A 17,636-nucleotide genomic window follows, 5' to 3' on the forward strand; every position below is an offset into this window, starting at 1 on the left:
GTGCGTGAACGCCTCAATCCTGCCTCCGCCACCTGCGAAGGAATCAAGACCCGTTCCGGGACTTCCTGCGTCGGCGGCGTCCCCGTGCCGAACTCCCGGCGCACGGAGCCGTATTCGTCGAGCCGGTGGTGGTCTCCACGGCGGTCCGCGCCCCGTACCGGGCCCGGCGCGGCCACTGGGCCGCGGCGAGGCGCTGGAGCGAGCGGCGGGCGGGGTGCGGCCGACGGGTGGCCGCTGCCGGGGCGCCCCGGGCGAGTGGCCCCGGGCCGCAGCGGCCGGCCGCGCGTGCGCCGGCGCAACGCGTCGGCGAGGCCGGGACAGGCGCGAGCCGCGCGGCGCAGCCTCGCCGGCCGGCTGCCCGCCGGCGGCATGGCCCGGCTCGCCGACGCCGACCGGATCGCGGGCGGCTCCCGCACCACGCCGGAGGCGGCCGCACGGATTCCGGGCCGGGGGTGGGCTAGGGGGTGGCGCCCTGTGGGTGCGGGCGCCCGTCGGGCGTGGGGCCTTCGGTGCCCGCCCCGCCCGCCCCGCGTTCCTCGGTCTCCTCCCCCAGCAGGTCCCGGGCCAGCAGCGTCGCGCCCACCACCGCGCCCGGCATCAGGAACACCGCGGCGAACGGGACCAGGAAGGCCAGGCCGAGCGGGGTGCCGAAGCCCCAGACCAGGGTCTTGCGGGAGCGGAGCAGGGCGAGCCGGGCGCGCAGTTCCACGCCGCGGCGCTGGAGGGCCACGGCGGCCAGTTCCTCGGTGAGGAAGAAGCCGGTGACGAAGAAGCCGAGCACGGGGACCACGGTCTGGCCGACGAACGGCAGGAGGCCCAGCGCGAAGAGCAGGACGCCCCAGAGCCCGGCCCGCACCAGCACGCGCAGACTGTCGCGGCCCGAGATCCACAGCTCGCGCCAGAGCGGGAGGTCCGAGCGCGGGGCGGTGCCGTCGGGCGAGACGTCCGCGTCGGCCTTCTCCGACAGGCTGTCGTAGAAGGGCTGGCCGACCAGCAGGGTCACGGCCGTGAAGGTGAGCACGGCCAGCAGCAGGCCGAGGGCGAACAGGACGGCGGTGAGGAAGCCGCGGAACAGGCCCTGCCAGGGGCTGGACCAGTGGTCCGCGAACGGCGTCGCCCAGGTGACGGCGTCCTCGCCCCACACGGCGAGCGCGACCAGCGCCGCCGCGTACAGGACCAGGGTGATCAGCCCGGGCAGCAGCCCGAAGCGGTACTGCCTGCCGTGCCGGCCGGCCCAGCGCTGGCCCCGCAGCAGATAGCCGAACCCCACCCCGAGATCACGCATGGCCGAGACTTTACCCGCGGGATCACGCCCCGGGCATCAGTCGTCCAGCATCCGCCGCAGCAGGTCGCGCAGCGAGCGGCGCTCGTCGTCGGAGAGGCCGGCGAGGGGTTCGCGGGCGAAGCGCAGGCCCTCGCGCAGGTCCTTGGCCATGCGCAGGCCCTCGTCGGTGGCGGCGGCCAGCTTGACCCGGCGGTCGGCGGGGTCGGGGCGCCGCTCGACCAGTCCCCGGGACTCCAGGCGGTCCACGATCCCGGTCACGTTGGACGGCTCGCACTTCAGCTTCTGCGCGAGTTTGCGCATCGGCAGCGGCTCCAGCGAGAGCAGGCTGAGCAGCCGGGCCTGCGGGCCGGTCAGCGTGTGCTCGCCCGCCGCCTTCTCGTAGTCCGCGTAGAAGCGGGCCACGACGTCGCCGATCAGCTCGACGACCTCCAGGGTCAGGGCGTCGGGGCGGCGGGTCCTCAAGGGACTGGACGGAGCGGACGACGGAGTGGACATGCGCTCCAGGATACTCCGTTACTTGACATCATGAAATATTCAGGAGCATGGTTGTTTCAGGTACTGAAGTATTTGCAGCAATCAGCACCCCCCGTCAGCAGCACGAAGAAAGGCCCGTCATGATCAACCGCGAGTGGCACCTGCTCAGCCGTCCCGTCGGCTGGCCGAAGCCCGAGGACTTCGCCCTGGTCGAGACCGAGGTCCCGACCCCCCGCGAGGGCCAGGTGCTGGTGCGGAACAAGTACCTCTCCGTGGACCCGTACATGCGCGGCCGGATGAGTGCCGCGAAGTCGTACGCCGCCCCGTTCGAGCTGGGCAAGGTCATGCAGGGCGGCGCGGTCGGCGAGGTGATCGAGTCCAACGCCGAGGGCATCGAGGTCGGCGACCACATCCTGCACTTCTTCGGCTGGCGCGAGTACGCGGCCGTGGACGCGAAGAACGCCGTCAAGGTGGGCCCGGCGGTCATCCCGGCCGTCAAGGTCGACGACCAGGCCCACGAGGTGCCGCTGTCGGCGTACCTCGGCGTGCTCGGCATGACCGGCCTGACCGCCTACGCCGGTCTGCTGCGCACCGCCTCCTTCAAGGAGGGCGACATCGTCTTCGTCTCCGGCGCCGCGGGTGCCGTGGGCAGCGAGGTCGGCCAGCTCGCCAAGCTGCTCGGCGCCTCCCGGGTCATCGGCTCGGCCGGCTCCGACGAGAAGGTCAAGCTGCTGGTCGAGGAGTACGGCTTCGACGCGGCGTTCAACTACAAGAACGGCCCGGTCGCCGAGCAGCTGCGCGAGGCCGCGCCCGACGGCATCGACGTCTACTTCGACAACGTCGGCGGCGAGCACCTGGAAGCAGCGATCGGCTCGCTCCGCGAGGGCGGCCGGATCGCCGTCTGCGGCATGATCTCGGTCTACAACAACACCGAGCCCGCGCCCGGCCCGAGGAACCTCGCCCGGCTGATCCAGACCCGGGGCCGCATCGAGGGCTTCCTGGTAGGCGACCACTACGACCTGCAGCCCGAGTTCGTCCAGAAGGTCGCGCCGTGGGTCGCCTCGGGCGAGCTGAAGTACCGCGAGACGGTCGTCGAGGGCATCGAGAACAACCTGGAGGCGTTCCTCGGGGTCCTGCGCGGCGACAACATCGGGAAGATGATCGTCAAGCTCTGAGGCCCCGGCCGCCCTTCCCTGCCGATTTCGGCATGCGGTAACTTCTTTCCGAAATCCGCCGTCGATCGTGGGCGCGAGTCGCGGCGGACCGAGGAGGAGGACACCCGCATGCCCATCACGCAGAACGACGTCCTGTACACCGCCGTCGCCACCGCCGAGAACGGCCGCGACGGCCGGGTCGCGACCGACGACGGCAAGCTCGACGTCGTCGTGAACCCGCCCAAGGAGATGGGCGGCAGCGGGGCCGGGACGAACCCGGAGCAGCTGTTCGCCGCCGGTTACAGCGCCTGCTTCCAGGGCGCGCTGGCCGTGGTCGCCCGGCAGGAGGGCGCCGACGTCTCCGGCTCGACCGTCACCGCGAAGGTCGGCATCGGCAAGAACGACGACGGGTTCGGGATCATCGTGGAGATCTCCGCGAACATCCCGAACGTGTCCGCCGAGGCGGCCCGGGGCCTGGTCGAGAAGGCGCACCAGGTGTGCCCGTACTCGAAGGCGACCCGGGGCGACGTCACCGTGACGCTGGCCTGACCACCGTCGTTCTCACGAGGGCAGCCGCATCCCTGGACGTGGGGTGCGGCTGCCGTTTCTCTCAGCGGGCCAGTGCCGCGCCGTGCACCGCTCTCACGAAGCCCTCGTTCTCCGGGGCCGCACCGCCCGGGAAGACCGTCCTGCGCCGCGTGTAGCCGTACGCCAGGCCGCTGCGGGGGTCGGCGAAGGCCTGGGAGCCGCCCGCGCCGCTGTGGCCGAAGGTGCCCGCACCCAGGACCGGGTGCCACATGTCGGCCGTCGCCTGGAAACCGAGGCCGTACGCCTTGTGGGCGCGGGCCACCAGGTCGTACCCGACGGAGTGGATCTGGCCCACCTCGGCGACCGTGTCCGGCTTCAGCAGCGGCGGGCGGTCCGCCGGCTCGCTGATCGCCGCCGCGTACATCGTCGCGAGCCCGCGCGCGGAGGCGACCCCGCCCGCCGACGCCGGCCCCTTGGCCCGTACGAGACGGGAGTTGACGTAGTCCTCCAGCGTCCCCGGCTGCGGCACATGCCGGTTGAACGCGATGGCGGCCAGGGTGTGCGGCCCGGTCGGCCGGGCCGCCATGAGCGCCTGCTGCTCCGGCGTCGGGAGCATCGGCTGCGCGGTGCGGTAGCGGGGTTCCTCGGACTCGGGCAGGCCCAGGTGGAAGTCCGCGCCGTAGGGGGCGCGCACCCGCTCCTCGTACACCTCCTGGAGCGTGCGCCCCGTGGCCCGGCGCACCACCTCGCCGGTGAGCGCACCGATCACCAGCGCGTGGTAGCCGAAGGCCGTGCCCGGGCGCCAGAACGGCTTCTGGTCGGCGAGCCGTTCGGCCATCGCCCGGTCGTCCGCCATCTCCTCGGCCGAGAACCCGGCGTCGATCCCGACCAGGCCCGCCCGGTGCGCCAGCAGCTCCCGCAGGGTCACCGAGGCCTTGCCCTCGGCGGCGAACTCCGGCCAGTAGTAGGTCACTTTGCGGTCCAGCTCCAGCGTGCCGTCCTGCACCAGGAGCGCCGCCACCAGGTGTGCGGCACCCTTGGTGGACGAGTACACGCCGTACAGGGAGTCCGCCTCGCCGCCCGCCCACAGGTCGACGACCCGCCTGCCGTGCACGTACGCGCACAACTGGCCCTCGTAGTCGCGCCGTTCCCCGGCGACGAACGCGGCGAACTCCTCGCGCACCGCCTCGAAGCCCTCGGCGACCGTGCCGTGGACGGTGATCTCCTGACTCATCCGCTCTCCTCACCCTGAGCCGCTCTCGCCGCTCCCCCTCGCACAACGCCCGTTCCCGTTCGGGACGTTCCCCAGACCGTTACGGCGGGATGTGCCTGTTCGACTCAACCGCCGCGGGGGCCGGTGAGTGTCTGCGATGCCCCGGATGGCGGAGGGCGGGGTGGTGCGCGGACGCGGGCCAGGGGTCAGGTGCACCACCACAGGAACTGCTTGCAGGTGCTGCTCGGCGACGGCCTGGGGGTCGGCCTGGACGTCGTCGGGACGCTGGTCGGGGTGGCGGTGGGGCGGGCCGTGGGCTCCGGGGCCGTGGGGGTCGGACCGGGACCCGTCGCCCCGGCCGGTTCCGTGCTGCCGGTGTCCTTCGGCTTCGGCGACGTCGAGGCCCTGCCCTTGGGGTGCTTGCTCGCGGACGCGTCGGCCGAGGCGTGCGGAGCGGCGGCGCCCGCGCCCGGGGCGGCGCCGGAGGTGTCGCTCGCCGAGGCGCCCGGCGTCGCGGAGTCGGCACCGCCGTTCGCCGCGGTGTTCCCGGACGCGGCCGGGCTGCCGCCGGAGAACGGCGCGAAGGGCGCGTCCGTGCCCAGTTCTGCGATGCTGAGTCCGCCGGCCGCGATGACGAACCCCGCGGCGATCAGGACCGTACGGCGACGCCGGCGGCGGTGGACGGCGGCCTTGCGGTCGCGCCGGCTGGCGTCGGCACCGGTGGGGCCCACGGTCGCGGCGCCCCGCCCCCTGCGCCGGGCGGCCCGGCCGCCGGCCGGGGATCCGGCGGGCCCGGACGCGGAGTCCTCCTCGGCGTCGGGCTCCGGCGCCCCCGCACCGTGCGGCTCGGGCTCCGGTGCCGACTCCGGATCCGGCCCGGCCGTCCGCTCCGCCCCGGCGGCCCCGAACTCCCGGGCGTCGCCGGCCGCGTACTCCTGCGGCCCGCCCGCACCGCGCGCCCCGGACCCCGCCGCCGACTCCGAACCCGCCCCGGACGCCCGCTCCGCCCCGGCGGCCGGATGCTCCCGGGCATCGCCGAACGCGTACCCCTGTGCCCCGCCCGGCACGTACCCCTGCGGCGCACCCGCACCGCGCGGCCCCGACCCCGCCGCCGACTCCGAACCCGCCCCGGACGCCCGCTCCGCCCCGGCGGCCCCGAACTCCCGGGCGTCGCCGGCCGCGTACTCCCGCGGCCCGCCCTGCACGTACTCCTGCGGCGCGCCGTGCCCCTGCGCCGGGATCCGTGCGCCGTACTCCGCGCCCGGGGCGCCGTATGCACCCGGCGCGTAGCCGCTTCCGGCCGGAACGTGACCACCGCCGTGTCCCGATGTCTCCCCCGCGCGCGCGTACGCATAGGTGGCCGTCGCTTCCGCGGGTGCGGCATGCGCCGGTGCTCCGCACCCGGGGCAGGCCAGGGCGCCGTTGAGGTGCCGTTGGCACGGGATGCAGTAGTCCATGACGCCGGAAGACTAGATTCCCCGTCGGTCACGTTCCTAGGGCTGCCTGTGAAGGTTTCGTGGATCAGCCAAAGAATTCTCGAAAGCCTTGCCGAAACCGTTACCTGTTCGACCCATTGACACTCCCGCCGTCGCGTCCTTACTGTCACGCCAGCATTTCGAACGTGTGACGAAATCTCGAACAGCTGAAGGGCAACTGCCGTGCGCATCACCGGAATCAGCACACACGTGGTCGGCACGCCGTGGCGCAACCTGACCTACGTCCAGGTGCACACCGACGAGGGGATCACGGGAGTCGGCGAGACCCGGATGCTCGGTCACACCGACGCGCTGATCGGCTATCTGCGGGAGGCCGAGGCCAATCACATCCTCGGCTCGGATCCCTTCGCTGTCGAGGATCTCGTGCGCCGGATGAAGTACGGCGACTTCGGCCGCGCGGGCGAGATCGTCATGTCCGGCATCGCCGTGATCGAGATGGCGTGCTGGGACATCAAGGGCAAGGCGCTCGGCGTCCCCGTCTGGCAGTTGCTCGGCGGAAAGGTGACCGACCGCGTCAAGGCGTACGCCAACGGGTGGTACACGACCGAGCGAACGCCCGAGGCGTACCACAAGGCCGCGCAGGGGGTGATGGAGCGCGGGTACAAGGCGCTGAAGATCGACCCGTTCGGCACCGGGCACTTCGAGCTGGACCACGAGCAGAGCCTGTACGCCGTCTCGCTCATCGAGGCCGTGCGGGACGCGATCGGCCCGGACGCCGAGCTGATGCTGGAGATGCACGGCCGCTTCTCCCCCGCCACCGCCGTCCGGCTGGCCAAGGAGCTGGCCCCCTTCAAGCCGGCCTGGCTGGAGGAGCCGGTGCCGCCGGAGAACCTCAAGGCGCTGGAGAAGGTGGCCGCCAAGGTGGACGTCCCGGTCGCCACCGGTGAGCGGATCCACGACCGCATCGAGTTCCGCGAGCTGTTCGAGAGCCAGGCCGTGGACATCATCCAGCCGGACGTCGGCCACATCGGCGGCATCTGGGAGACCCGCAAGCTCGCGGCCACCGCCGAGACGCACTACATGCTGGTCGCTCCGCACAACGTCGGCGGGCCGGTGCTCACCGCCGCCTCGCTCCAGGTCGGCTTCACCGCGCCGAACTTCAAGATCCTTGAGCATTTCAACGACTTCGCGGACGCGGAGATCAAGAAGGTGGTCAAGGGCGCGCCGCAGGTCGTGGACGGCTACTTCCACCTCTCCGACGCGCCCGGCCTCGGGGTCGAGCTGGACGTGGACGCGGCCGCCGAGTTCCCGCAGCAGCAGGCCCGGTTCGACCTGTGGGCCGAGGGCTGGGAGCAGCGCAGGCCGAAGGGCGGCCGGAAGTGAGCGGCGCTGTCGTCATCGAGGCCCCGGGCAGCCACCGGCTCGCCCCGCACACGCCCCGCGAGCCCGGCCCCGGCGAGGCGCTGGTCGCCGTGCACGCGGTCGGCATCTGCGGCAGCGACCGCGAGGTGTACCAGGGCAACCGGCCCGAGGGGTACGTCCGTTACCCCCTGACGCCGGGCCACGAGTGGTCCGGCACGGTCGCGAAGGTCGGCCCGGGTGTCCCGGCCTCCCTCACCGGCCGCAAGGTCGTCGGCGAGGGCTTTCGCAACTGCCAGGTGTGCGACCGCTGCCACGCGGGCGAGACCACGCTGTGCACCGACGGCTACGAGGAGACCGGCTTCACCCAGCCGGGCGCCATGGCCGCCACGCTCACCCTGCCGGCCCGGCTGCTGCACGCCCTGCCGGACGACGCCGACCTCACGGCGGCCGCCCTGCTGGAGCCGGCCGCCTGTATCGCGGCGGCCGCGCTGAAGGCGGGCGCCCGGCCGGGCGAGCGGGTCGCGGTGGTCGGCACCGGGACGCTCGGGATGTTCGCCGTGCAGTTCCTGCGGGCGATCTCGCCGGGCGAGCTGCTGGTGGTCGGGACGAGGAACGACCGCCAGGAGCTGTCGCGGCAGTTCGGGGCCACCGGCTTCCGCACCAGGGACCAGCCGCTCCCCGACGACTTCGACGTCGTGATCGAGACCGCCGGGTCCGCGTCCGCCGCGCGCACCGCCGCCTCCCTGCTGCGGCGCGGCGGGCGCCTGGTGCTGACCGGGATCCCGGCGGCGGGCGCGGACGGGCTGGACCCGACCGATCTCGTCGTACGGCAGCTGGAGGTGCACACCGTCTTCGGGGCGCCGCCGGACGCCTGGGCGCACACCGTGCGGGTCTTCGGCGCCGGACTGCTCGACCCGCTGCCGCTGGTCACGCACCAGTTGCCGCTGGCCGAGTTCTCCCGGGCCATCGATCTCGTCGGGGCAGGCGATCCCGCGGTGGGCAAGGTGCTGCTCCGCCCCTAGAGACGTACGCCGGCCGGGGCGTGACCTGACGGCGCCCCGGCCGGCGTACCGGAAAGGCCGGAAACCGGGCTTTTTTCGCACCCAGAGCCGCGAACCTTGTCCGATATCTCGAACACCGAGAACTCCTCGAACACGAAGGACAGCTTGTGACCGACGCTTCCGCCCCGGCAGCCCGCAGGCCCGGCGAGCAGGTGCTCGCCGCTCTCGGCCTCGGCGCGCCCGCCCTCGACCCCGCCGACGCCTCCGCCCACAGCTTCCCGGGCGGCGGCCGCTGGCGCACCGAGATCCCCTCGTGCGAGGGGCCCGAGGCGCTGGCGGTCGTGCTCAAGGAGGCCTCCCGTCTCGATGTGCCGATCCACCGGATCAGCCAGGGCAGCGGCGTGTGGATGCTCACCGACGCCGAGATCACCGAGATGGTCGAGGCGACCGCCGCACGCGACATCGAACTCTGCCTGTTCACCGGCCCGCGCGGCACGTGGGACATCGGCGGCTCGGTGCGCTCCGACTCGCGGGGGGCCGGACTGCGCGCCCGGGGCCACGACGCCGTGGCCGGCTGCCTCGAAGACGCGGTCCGGGCAACGGAGTTGGGCGTCAAGTGCCTGCTCGTCGCCGACGAGGGCGTGCTGTGGACCCTGCACCGGGCCCGCGAGGCCGGCATCATCCCGGCCGACACCACGCTGAAGGTCTCGGCGCTCATCGGCCCCGTGAACCCGGCGTCGTACGCCGTCTACGAGCGGCTCGGCGCCGACTCCCTCAACGTGCCCAGCGATCTGACGCTGGATCACCTCACCGAGATCCGCCGGGTCTCCGCTGCCCCCATGGACATGTACATCGAGGCCCCCGACGACCTCGGCGGCTATGTGCGGATGTACGAGGTCGCCGAGCTGATCCGGCGCGGCGCACCGCTGTATCTGAAGTTCGGCCTGTCCAAGGCTCCCGGCATCTACCCGTGGGGCACCCACCTGCGGGACGTGACCCTGGACACCGCCCGGGAGCGGGTGCGGCGCGGCCGGCTCGCCCTGGACCTGCTCGCCCGGCACGGCGCGGACGGCGACATGGCGCCGCTCGGCTCCCGACTGCCGGGCCCGCTCAACCGATTCCCCGCCAACGCCTGATCACCCGTTCAAGAGCTCAACGCCGAGACGACCAAGGACAGATCATCATGCGCAACCGCAGAACGGCACTCGCCGCGACAGCCGGAGCCGCCGCGCTCGCCCTCACGCTGACCGCCTGCGGGCAGAGCGGCTCGGGCGGCAGCAAGGAGAAGACGGGCGACGTCAAGGGCGCCACGATCGGCATCGCGATGCCGACGAAGTCCTCCGAGCGGTGGATCAACGACGGCAACGACATGGTCAAGAACCTCCAGGCCAAGGGCTACAAGACCAAGCTGGTCTACGGCGAGGACGACCCGAGCACCCAGGTCTCGCAGATCGAGAACATGATCACGCAGGGCGTCAAGGGCCTGATCATCGCGGCCATCGACAACAAGTCCCTGAACAACGTGCTCCAGGAGGCCGCCCAGGCCAACATCCCGGTCATCGCCTACGACCGGCTCATCCTCGGCACCAAGAACGTCGACTACTACGCCTCGTTCGACAACGAGAAGGTCGGCACCCTCCAGGGCACCTACATCGTCCACAAGCTCGGTCTGGACGCCGGCAAGAAGGGCCCGTTCAACATCGAGCTGTTCGCCGGCTCCAACGACGACAACAACACCCAGTACTTCTTCAACGGCGCGATGAAGGTGCTCCAGCCCTACATCGACAAGAAGGAGCTGGTGGTCAAGTCCGGGCAGACCAAGCTCAACCAGGTCACCACCCTGCGCTGGGACGGCACCACCGCGCAGAAGCGCATGGAGGACATCCTCACCTCCGCCTACAAGAGCGGCAAGGTCGACGCGGTGCTCTCGCCCTACGACGGCATCTCCATCGGCATCATCTCCGCGCTGAAGTCCGACGGTTACGGCTCCTCGTCCAACCCGCTGCCCGTCATCACCGGCCAGGACGCCGAGCTGGCCTCGGTGAAGTCGATCATCGCGGGCCAGCAGACCCAGACCGTCTTCAAGGACAGCCGCCAGGAGACCGCGGTCGCGGTGACCATGGTCGACGACGTCCTGCACGGCAAGAAGCCGAACGTCAACGACACCACGACCTACACCAACGGTGCCAAGGTCGTCCCCTCCTACCTGCTCCAGCCGGTGAGCGTGGACAAGACCAACTACGAGGACGTCCTGGTCAAGGGCGGCTACTACACCGAGTCCCAGCTCAAGTGATCCCGCCCGACTGCCCTGGGCCGAACTGACCCCACACTGATTGGAAGGCACGACCATGGCGGGACCCGTCCTGGAAATGCGCTCGATCGTCAAGACCTTTCCCGGCGTCAAAGCCCTGTCGGACGTCACGCTGACCGTCCGCCAGGGCGAGGTCCACGCCATCTGCGGGGAGAACGGCGCCGGCAAGTCGACCCTCATGAAGGTCCTCTCCGGCGTCCATCCGCACGGCAGTTACGAGGGCGAGATCCTCTTCGAGGGGGAGCTCTGCGCCTTCGGTGACATCCGGGCGAGCGAGCAACGCGGCATCGTGATCATCCACCAGGAGCTGGCGCTGTCGCCGTACCTCTCGCTGGCGGAGAACATCTTCCTCGGCAACGAACACGCCAGGGGCGGGTTCATCGACTGGCGGGAGACCCTGCGGCACGCCACCGAGCTGCTGCGCCGGGTGGGTCTCGACGACCACCCCGAGACCCGCGTCACCGACATCGGCGTGGGCAAGCAGCAGCTCGTGGAGATCGCCAAGGCCCTGTCGAAGAAGGTGAAGCTGCTCATCCTGGACGAGCCCACCGCGGCGCTGAACGACGAGGACAGCGGCAAACTCCTCGATCTCATCATGGAGTTGAAGAACCAGGGCATCACCTCGATCATCATCTCGCACAAGCTCAACGAGATCCGCAAGGTCGCCGACTCGGTGACGATCATCCGGGACGGCCGGTCGATCGAGACCCTGGACGTCAAGGACGCGGGCACGACCGAGGACCGGATCATCAGCGGCATGGTGGGCCGCGACCTCGACCACCGCTTCCCCGAGCGCACCCCGCACGAGGCGCAGGAGGGCGCGGCCCCGGCGCTGGAGATCCGCAACTGGACCGTCCACCACCCCATCGACCAGCAGCGCAAGGTCGTGGACGACGTGTCGCTCAGCGTCCGCCGGGGCGAGATCGTCGGCATCGCGGGCCTGATGGGCGCAGGCCGCACCGAGCTCGCCATGAGCGTCTTCGGCCGCACCTACGGCCGGTACGGGGGCGGCACGGTCCTCAAGGACGGCGTCGAGATCCGTACGAAGTCCGTCGCCGAGGCGGTGGACCACGGCATCGCGTACGTCACCGAGGACCGCAAGCACTACGGCCTCAACCTGATCGACACCATCAACCGCAACATCTCGCTGACCGCGCTGAAGAAGGTCGCCCGGCGGGGCGTGGTGGACGAGCAGGCGGAGCGGCAGGTCTCCGAGGGCTTCCGGAAGTCCATGAACATCAAGGCGCCGACGGTCTTCGAGCCGGTGGGCAAGCTGTCCGGCGGCAACCAGCAGAAGGTCGTCCTCAGCAAGTGGATCTTCGCCGAACCCGATGTGCTGATCCTGGACGAGCCCACGCGCGGCATCGACGTGGGCGCCAAGTACGAGATCTACACGGTCATCGACCAGCTGGCCGCCCAGGGCAAGGCGGTCGTCTTCATCTCCTCCGAACTGCCGGAGCTGCTCGGCATGTGCGACCGCATCTACACGATGTCCGCCGGGCGGCTGACCGGTGAGGTGCCGCGGGCCGAGGCCACCCAGGAAGTGCTGATGCGCCGGATGACGAAGGACCAGGCCCCGACAGACGCGACGGACAACGCAAAGGACGAAGAGGTAACGCGATGAGCACGGACGTCACCGACAAGACCCCGGCGGCCGCACCGCCGGGCAAGGGCGGATCGGCCGGCGGCGAGGGTCTGTTGCAGCTGGTGCTGGGCGGCCTGCGCCGCAACATGCGCCAGTACGGCATGCTGATCGCGCTCGGCCTGATCGTCGTCCTCTTCCAGATCTGGACCGGCGGCGACCTGCTGCTGCCGCGCAACGTCTCCAACCTGGTGCTGCAGAACAGCTACATCCTGATCCTCGCGATCGGCATGATGCTGGTGATCATCGCCGGGCACATCGACCTGTCGGTCGGCTCGATCACGGCGTTCGTGGGCGCGTTCGCGGCCGTGCTGACGGTGCAGCACCATGTCGCCTGGCCGATCGCCCTGGTGCTGTGCCTGCTGGTGGGCGCGGTGGCGGGCTCCGTACAGGGCTTCCTGATCGCGTATTTCGGCATACCGTCGTTCATCGTCACGCTCGCCGGGATGCTGCTCTTCCGCGGTCTGACGGAGATCCTCCTGAAGGGCCAGACCCTCGGCCCGTTCCCGAACGGGCTGCAGAAGATCGGCAACGGCTTCCTGCCCGAGGTCGGCCCGAACACCAACTACCACAACCTCACCCTGCTCCTCGGCATCGTGTTGATCGCCGCCGTGGTGTGGCAGGAGGTGCGCGACCGGCGCCGCCAGCAGGAGTTCTCCCTCGACGTCGTACCGGTGAAGCTGTTCCTGCTCAAGCTCGTCGCGCTGGTCGCCGCGATCCTCGCCCTCACGATGCTCCTCGCCAGCTACGACGGCGCCCCGATCGTGCTGATCATCCTCGGCGCCCTGGTCGGCGGCTACGGCTACGTCATGCGCAACTCGGTCTTCGGCCGCCACATCTACGCCATCGGCGGCAACCTGCCGGCGGCCAAGCTGTCCGGCGTGAAGGACAAGCGCATCACCTTCCAGGTGTTCCTGAACATGGGCGTGCTCGCGGCCCTGGCGGGTCTGGTGGTCGCCGCCCGTCTGAACGCGGCCTCGCCGAAGGCGGGCGACGGCTTCGAACTGGAGGCCATCGCCTCCTCGTTCATCGGCGGCGCCTCCATGAGCGGTGGTGTCGGCACCGTCCTCGGCGCCATCATCGGTGGTCTCGTCCTCGGTGTGCTGAACAACGGCATGAACCTCCTCAGCGTCGGCACCGACTGGCAGCAGGTCATCAAGGGCCTGGCCCTGCTGGCGGCGGTCGGGTTCGACGTGTGGAACAAGCGCAAGTCCGGTTCGTGAGGGTCCATACATGAGGGTCCAGACAAGGGAGCCGTACCCATGGAACTGAACAGACGCACGGTCATCGCGGGAGCCGCGGCCACAGGCCTGGCCGCCACCACCCTCGGCACGGGCGCGGCCCGGGCCGCCAGCCGTCCGGAGGGCGGGAAACCGGTGAAGGAGTACTTCGGCACGCTCGCCGACGGCACGAAGGTGTACCGCTGGTCGCTGGAGAACGGCGGCACGCGGCTGAAGGTCCTCTCCTACGGCGGCATCATCCAGTCCCTGGAGATCCCGGACCGCCACGGCCGGTACGCGAACGTCTCGCTCGGCTACGACAACCTCGACGCCTACGTGAAGGGCACCACCTTCTTCGGCGCCACCATCGGCCGTTACGGAAACCGCATCGCCAAGGGGCAGTTCACGCTCGACGGCAAGAAGTACCAGCTGTCCGTCAACGACGGCGTGAACAGCCTGCACGGCGGCGCCAAGGGCTTCAACACCAAGGTGTGGGACATCGAGCCCTTCACCGCCGGCCACGACGTCGGCCTGCACCTGTACTACACGAGCGCCGACGGCGAGATGGGCTACCCCGGCACGCTGCGGACGAAGGTCACCTTCACCCTCACCCGGCACGGCGACTGGCGCATCGACTACGAGGCCACCACCGACAGGCCGACGGTCGTGAACCTCACCAACCACACGTACTACAACCTCGCGGGCGAGGGCAGCGGCAGCATCTACGACCACGAACTCTGGCTCGCGGCCGGCCGGTTCACCCCGACCGACTCGGGCCTGATACCCACCGGCGAGCTGGCGCGGGTCAAGGGCACCCCCTTCGACTTCACCCACCCCAAGCCGATCGGCCGGGACATCCGCACCGGCCACCCGCAGCTGGTCACCGCCAAGGGCTACGACCACAACTTCGTGCTCGACAAGGGCGTCACCGCCCGGCCCGAGCACGTGGTGACCCTGCGCGACCCGGAGTCCGGCCGCACGCTGAAGATCTTCACCGACCAGCCCGGCGTGCAGTTCTACTCGGGCAACTTCCTCGACGGCACCCTGGTCGGCCCCTCCGGACACACCTACCGGCAGGGCGACGGGCTGGCCCTGGAGACCCAGCACTTCCCGGACTCCCCGAACGAGCCGACGTTCCCGTCCACGGTGCTGCGCCCCGGCCATACCTACCGGACGACGACCATCCACACGTTCTCCGCGTGAACCGGCTCACACGACCGGTGAGTTGAACGCCACTGCCGTCCCTTCCGTACTCAAGGGTGGCCCGTGCTCCCCCGCACGGGCCACCTTGAACGGAGGTCCTCTTGGCCGGCAACGTCACCTCGCTGTTCCGCGGCACCGCCGCGCACAGCCCGTCGATGGCGGCGCTGACACGGGAGGGCGGCGACGGGACGGGACCGGTGGACTTCTGCGTGCCGTGCAACCCGTACTTCCCGACCCCGGCCATGTTCGACGAGCTGTCGGCCCGGTTGCACGAGATCGTGACGTACTACCCGAGCGGCGCCGACACCATCACGGGGGAACTGTGCGCACTGCTCCAACTGCCGCCGCAGTGCGTGGCGATGGGCAACGGCTCCACGGAACTGATCACCTGGATCGACCACCTCCTGGTCCGTGAGTCCCTGGCGGTCCCGGTCCCCACCTTCGGCCGCTGGACCGACCAGCCGATGGAGACCGGCAAGCGGGTCGACATGTTCCCGCTCCAGGAGGCGTCCGGCTTCGCCCTGGACCTCGCGCAGTACGCGGAGTTCATCCGCGTCCGGGGCACGCGCGTCGCCGTGATCTGCAACCCGAACAACCCCGACGGCGGCTACACGCGCAAGCAGTCCCTGGTGCAGTTCCTGGACGCCATGGCCGACCTGGACCTGATCGTGGTCGACGAGTCCTTCCTGGATTTCGCGGACGCCGAGGCCGAGCCGAGCGTCGTCCAGGAGGCCGTGCTCCGCCACAACGTGATCGTCCTGCGCAGCCTCGGCAAGAACTTCGGTCTGCACGGCATCCGCTTCGGCTACCTGGTGGCGAACCCCGCGCTCGCGGGCAGGGTCCGCTCGATGCTCCCGAAGTGGAACCTCAACTCCCTCGCCGAGCACCTGGTGTTCATGCTGCGCGACCACGGCCCCGAGTACGCGCAGAGCCTGGCCCAGGTCCGCCGGGACCGCCTGGAGATGGCCAGCCACCTCTCCGCGCTCCCCGGCCTGACCGTCTTCCCCTCCCAGGGCAACTTCCTGTTCGTCCGGCTGCCCCTGGGCGCCGTGGGCACGGTGGTCCGGGACCGGATGCTCGCCGAGCACCGGATCCTGGTCCGTGAGTGCGGCAACAAGATCGGATCCTCCAGCCGCTTCCTGAGACTCGTGGTGCGCCCCCAGGTCGACGTGCGTCGCCTGGTGTCCGGCCTGGAACAGGTGCTCTACGGGACCAGGAGGGGAGCCGCCGTACCCGAGCTGGGCGCAGGGACCAGCTACAGCTCGGGTACGGCGGCCGTCGACCGGCTGATGAGTGAGACCAACGGAGGCGGCGTACCCGGCCTGGCCGCGCAGGCCCAGGCCATGACCGCCGCTCCCGCTCCGGCCGCCGGCACCGGCATGCCGCTCCCCGCCGCCGTGCCACCACCCGGCGCCGGGATGCCGATGCCGGCGGCAGCCCAGCCCCTGCCGGCGGCGCCCCAGCCGGCGCCGGTTCCGGTACCGGCGGTGGCGCAGCCCGCCCCGGCGCAGCAGCCCCTGGTCCCGGCCCAGCCGCCGATGGTGCCCCTGCAGCAGCCGGTGGCCCCGCCGCCGGTTCCCCAGCCGGTGCCGATGCCGCAGCCGGTACCGCCACCCGCACCCGCACCCGCCGCCTTCGCCCCCACCCCGCCCGGTGTTCCGGCGCGCGGCGGGCTGACGGCGGCGCAGGTGCGGGGCATGACGGCGCCGGCCACCCCGGCGGTGCCCGCACCGGCCGTCCCGAACGGGCTGACACCGGCCCCGGCGACGGGCTGGCCGAACGCCCAGAGCTGGCCGAACGCGGCAGGCATGGACCAGGCGGGCTGAGCCCGAAGTCCCCTTCCCCGAAGGGCGGTTGAGGGATCGGGATCCCCGGGTCACGGGTGACTCACACGAATGGCCCACACGAGGTGAAACTTCCTCCGAAGGCAGCCAGGGTGAGTCACATGAACCACATACCGGCGTTTCGCCAACACAGGATCATCGCCCGAGTATTCGCCGTCGGCGCCCTGGGCGTCGCACTCGCGACCACCGCGGCCACGCCCTCGTCCGCCGTGGCCGCGAGGGTCGCCACCGTCCAGTCCCGTCCCGCCGACCACGACCGCGACCACGAGCACGAGCACGGCCGCGAGCACGAGCACGAGCACGGCGACCACGACGAGGGCTGGGAAGGGCCGGACTGCGTCGGCCTGATCAACCTGCTCTGCTGACCGGCCGGCGGCCCGGACCCGTTGCGACACCGCTCTTGTCGTAGTACGGCCCGGTGACGGAGGTGGCAGTAGCCGCCCCGCTTGACGATGTACGGCGCCTCGATCGCCTTGCTGCCGGTGGGCCGCTCGGCGATCGAGGGAATCGAATGGTTTGCGAGTCAACAGTTCTCGCACGCATGCAGATCGACCTCGGCGCGCACGGTCTTGCCCAGCGGCTCCCGGTCGACCACCTCCCACCGGTCGGCGAACGCGTCCACCAACAGCAGCCCACGCCCCGCCTCGGCGAACAGCCCGGGCTCACCTTTCGGCCCCGGGGGGCGCCGCTCGCCCCTCGCGTCACTCACCTCGACGCGGACACTCCCCGTCACCAACGCCAGCCTCAACTCGAAGTCCCGCCCCGGTACGCGCCCGTGCGTCACGGCGTTGGCGGCCAGCTCGGCGACGATCACGCCCACGGCATCCGCTGCCCGCGTGCCGCACGGGATACCCCACAGGGCGAGCTGAGAGAGAGTGAGATGCCTGGCCAGACGGGCACCGCGCGGCGTCGAGCTCAGGCGATGGGTGACGTTCATGGGCCCAATGTGGCGGGCGGGAGGCC

16 protein-coding genes and 1 pseudogene are annotated in these 17,636 nt (G+C 71.1%); 11 read left to right on the forward strand and 6 right to left on the reverse strand.

The window, feature by feature from the left end:
• Positions 1-457 precede the first annotated feature (457 nt).
• Both AC4OXY_RS18565 and AC4OXY_RS18570 read right to left on the reverse strand, forming a co-directional pair.
• A complete protein-coding gene (locus AC4OXY_RS18565) occupies positions 458-1,285 on the reverse strand; it encodes an EI24 domain-containing protein (protein WP_491994240.1) in 828 nt (275 codons plus the stop codon).
• 36 nt (positions 1,286-1,321) lie between these two features.
• A complete protein-coding gene (locus AC4OXY_RS18570; protein ID WP_356031291.1) occupies positions 1,322-1,780 on the reverse strand; it encodes a MarR family winged helix-turn-helix transcriptional regulator in 459 nt (152 codons plus the stop codon).
• Positions 1,781-1,899: 119 nt separating this feature from the next.
• On the opposite strand from AC4OXY_RS18570, the gene AC4OXY_RS18575 reads away from it, so the two are divergent.
• Together AC4OXY_RS18575 and AC4OXY_RS18580 are read left to right on the forward strand one after the other, a co-directional pair.
• Complete coding sequence (locus AC4OXY_RS18575; protein ID WP_356031294.1) at positions 1,900-2,934, forward strand: NADP-dependent oxidoreductase; 1,035 nt, start codon at positions 1,900-1,902, stop codon at positions 2,932-2,934.
• A 108-nt stretch (positions 2,935-3,042) separates the two neighbouring features.
• Entirely contained in the window at positions 3,043-3,462 is a 420-nt protein-coding gene (locus AC4OXY_RS18580; protein ID WP_356031297.1) for an organic hydroperoxide resistance protein, read from the forward strand.
• Between the two features lie 61 nt (positions 3,463-3,523).
• Here the strand turns inward: AC4OXY_RS18580 and AC4OXY_RS18585 are convergent, their stop codons facing one another.
• The gene (locus AC4OXY_RS18585; protein WP_362821554.1) at positions 3,524-4,675 is read right to left on the reverse strand and encodes a serine hydrolase domain-containing protein; all 1,152 of its coding nucleotides are present in this window, start codon (positions 4,673-4,675) and stop codon (positions 3,524-3,526) included.
• A gap of 185 nt (positions 4,676-4,860) precedes the next feature.
• Complete coding sequence (locus AC4OXY_RS18590) at positions 4,861-6,111, reverse strand: SCO2400 family protein (protein WP_491994241.1); 1,251 nt, start codon at positions 6,109-6,111, stop codon at positions 4,861-4,863.
• Positions 6,112-6,312: 201 nt separating this feature from the next.
• Here AC4OXY_RS18590 and AC4OXY_RS18595 point away from each other — a divergent pair, with 201 nt between their 5' ends.
• From AC4OXY_RS18595 to AC4OXY_RS18635, 9 genes are all read left to right on the forward strand, one after another.
• The gene (locus AC4OXY_RS18595) at positions 6,313-7,473 is read left to right on the forward strand and encodes a mandelate racemase/muconate lactonizing enzyme family protein (protein WP_356031305.1); all 1,161 of its coding nucleotides are present in this window, start codon (positions 6,313-6,315) and stop codon (positions 7,471-7,473) included.
• Positions 7,470-8,474, forward strand: a complete 1,005-nt coding sequence (locus AC4OXY_RS18600) for a zinc-dependent alcohol dehydrogenase (protein WP_356031307.1) — start codon at positions 7,470-7,472, stop codon at positions 8,472-8,474. The genes AC4OXY_RS18595 and AC4OXY_RS18600 overlap by 4 nt, the downstream gene beginning before the upstream one ends.
• A 146-nt stretch (positions 8,475-8,620) precedes the next feature.
• Positions 8,621-9,589: a hypothetical protein gene (locus AC4OXY_RS18605; protein ID WP_376285213.1), complete on the forward strand. Its 969-nt coding sequence runs from the start codon at positions 8,621-8,623 to the stop codon at positions 9,587-9,589.
• Between the two features lie 47 nt (positions 9,590-9,636).
• A complete protein-coding gene (gene chvE, locus AC4OXY_RS18610; RefSeq protein WP_356031312.1) occupies positions 9,637-10,746 on the forward strand; it encodes a multiple monosaccharide ABC transporter substrate-binding protein in 1,110 nt (369 codons plus the stop codon).
• Positions 10,747-10,801: 55 nt separating this feature from the next.
• Positions 10,802-12,388, forward strand: a complete 1,587-nt coding sequence (gene mmsA, locus AC4OXY_RS18615) for a multiple monosaccharide ABC transporter ATP-binding protein (RefSeq protein ID WP_356031315.1) — start codon at positions 10,802-10,804, stop codon at positions 12,386-12,388.
• Positions 12,385-13,629, forward strand: a complete 1,245-nt coding sequence (gene mmsB / locus AC4OXY_RS18620) for a multiple monosaccharide ABC transporter permease (protein WP_491994242.1) — start codon at positions 12,385-12,387, stop codon at positions 13,627-13,629. The genes mmsA and mmsB overlap by 4 nt, the downstream gene beginning before the upstream one ends.
• A 39-nt stretch (positions 13,630-13,668) precedes the next feature.
• Positions 13,669-14,829: an aldose epimerase family protein gene (locus tag AC4OXY_RS18625; protein WP_356031321.1), complete on the forward strand. Its 1,161-nt coding sequence runs from the start codon at positions 13,669-13,671 to the stop codon at positions 14,827-14,829.
• Between the two features lie 101 nt (positions 14,830-14,930).
• Positions 14,931-16,655: a pyridoxal phosphate-dependent aminotransferase gene (locus AC4OXY_RS18630; RefSeq protein WP_491994243.1), complete on the forward strand. Its 1,725-nt coding sequence runs from the start codon at positions 14,931-14,933 to the stop codon at positions 16,653-16,655.
• A 119-nt stretch (positions 16,656-16,774) separates the two neighbouring features.
• Positions 16,775-17,038 (forward strand): hypothetical protein, encoded by a 264-nt coding sequence (locus AC4OXY_RS18635; RefSeq protein WP_362821547.1) that lies wholly within the window; start codon positions 16,775-16,777, stop codon positions 17,036-17,038.
• Positions 17,039-17,060: 22 nt separating this feature from the next.
• Here the strand turns inward: AC4OXY_RS18635 and AC4OXY_RS18640 are convergent.
• Both AC4OXY_RS18640 and AC4OXY_RS18645 read right to left on the reverse strand, forming a co-directional pair.
• A pseudogene (locus AC4OXY_RS18640) lies at positions 17,061-17,175 on the reverse strand (arabinan endo-1,5-alpha-L-arabinosidase); the annotation flags it as partial.
• A 21-nt stretch (positions 17,176-17,196) separates the two neighbouring features.
• On the reverse strand, positions 17,197-17,610 hold the full coding sequence (locus AC4OXY_RS18645; protein ID WP_491994244.1) for an ATP-binding protein: 414 nt from the start codon (positions 17,608-17,610) through the stop codon (positions 17,197-17,199).
• Between the last annotated feature and the right edge of the window lie 26 nt (positions 17,611-17,636).

The organism is Streptomyces sp. HUAS MG56 (genome assembly GCF_058673395.1).

Excerpts from the sequence above, each read along its gene's own strand:
- AC4OXY_RS18575 (WP_356031294.1), top strand. The coding sequence starts at position 1,900 with ATGATCAACCGCGAGTGGCACCTGCTCAGCCGTCCCGTCGGCTGGCCG.
- chvE (WP_356031312.1), top strand. The coding sequence starts at position 9,637 with ATGCGCAACCGCAGAACGGCACTCGCCGCGACAGCCGGAGCCGCCGCG.
- AC4OXY_RS18580 (WP_356031297.1), top strand. The coding sequence starts at position 3,043 with ATGCCCATCACGCAGAACGACGTCCTGTACACCGCCGTCGCCACCGCC.
- AC4OXY_RS18625 (WP_356031321.1), top strand. The coding sequence starts at position 13,669 with ATGGAACTGAACAGACGCACGGTCATCGCGGGAGCCGCGGCCACAGGC.
- AC4OXY_RS18590 (WP_491994241.1), bottom strand. The coding sequence starts at position 6,111 with ATGGACTACTGCATCCCGTGCCAACGGCACCTCAACGGCGCCCTGGCC.
- mmsA (WP_356031315.1), top strand. The coding sequence starts at position 10,802 with ATGGCGGGACCCGTCCTGGAAATGCGCTCGATCGTCAAGACCTTTCCC.
- AC4OXY_RS18635 (WP_362821547.1), top strand. The coding sequence starts at position 16,775 with ATGAACCACATACCGGCGTTTCGCCAACACAGGATCATCGCCCGAGTA.
- AC4OXY_RS18565 (WP_491994240.1), bottom strand. The coding sequence starts at position 1,285 with ATGCGTGATCTCGGGGTGGGGTTCGGCTATCTGCTGCGGGGCCAGCGC.
- mmsB (WP_491994242.1), top strand. The coding sequence starts at position 12,385 with ATGAGCACGGACGTCACCGACAAGACCCCGGCGGCCGCACCGCCGGGC.
- AC4OXY_RS18570 (WP_356031291.1), bottom strand. The coding sequence starts at position 1,780 with ATGTCCACTCCGTCGTCCGCTCCGTCCAGTCCCTTGAGGACCCGCCGC.
- AC4OXY_RS18585 (WP_362821554.1), bottom strand. The coding sequence starts at position 4,675 with ATGAGTCAGGAGATCACCGTCCACGGCACGGTCGCCGAGGGCTTCGAG.
- AC4OXY_RS18645 (WP_491994244.1), bottom strand. The coding sequence starts at position 17,610 with ATGAACGTCACCCATCGCCTGAGCTCGACGCCGCGCGGTGCCCGTCTG.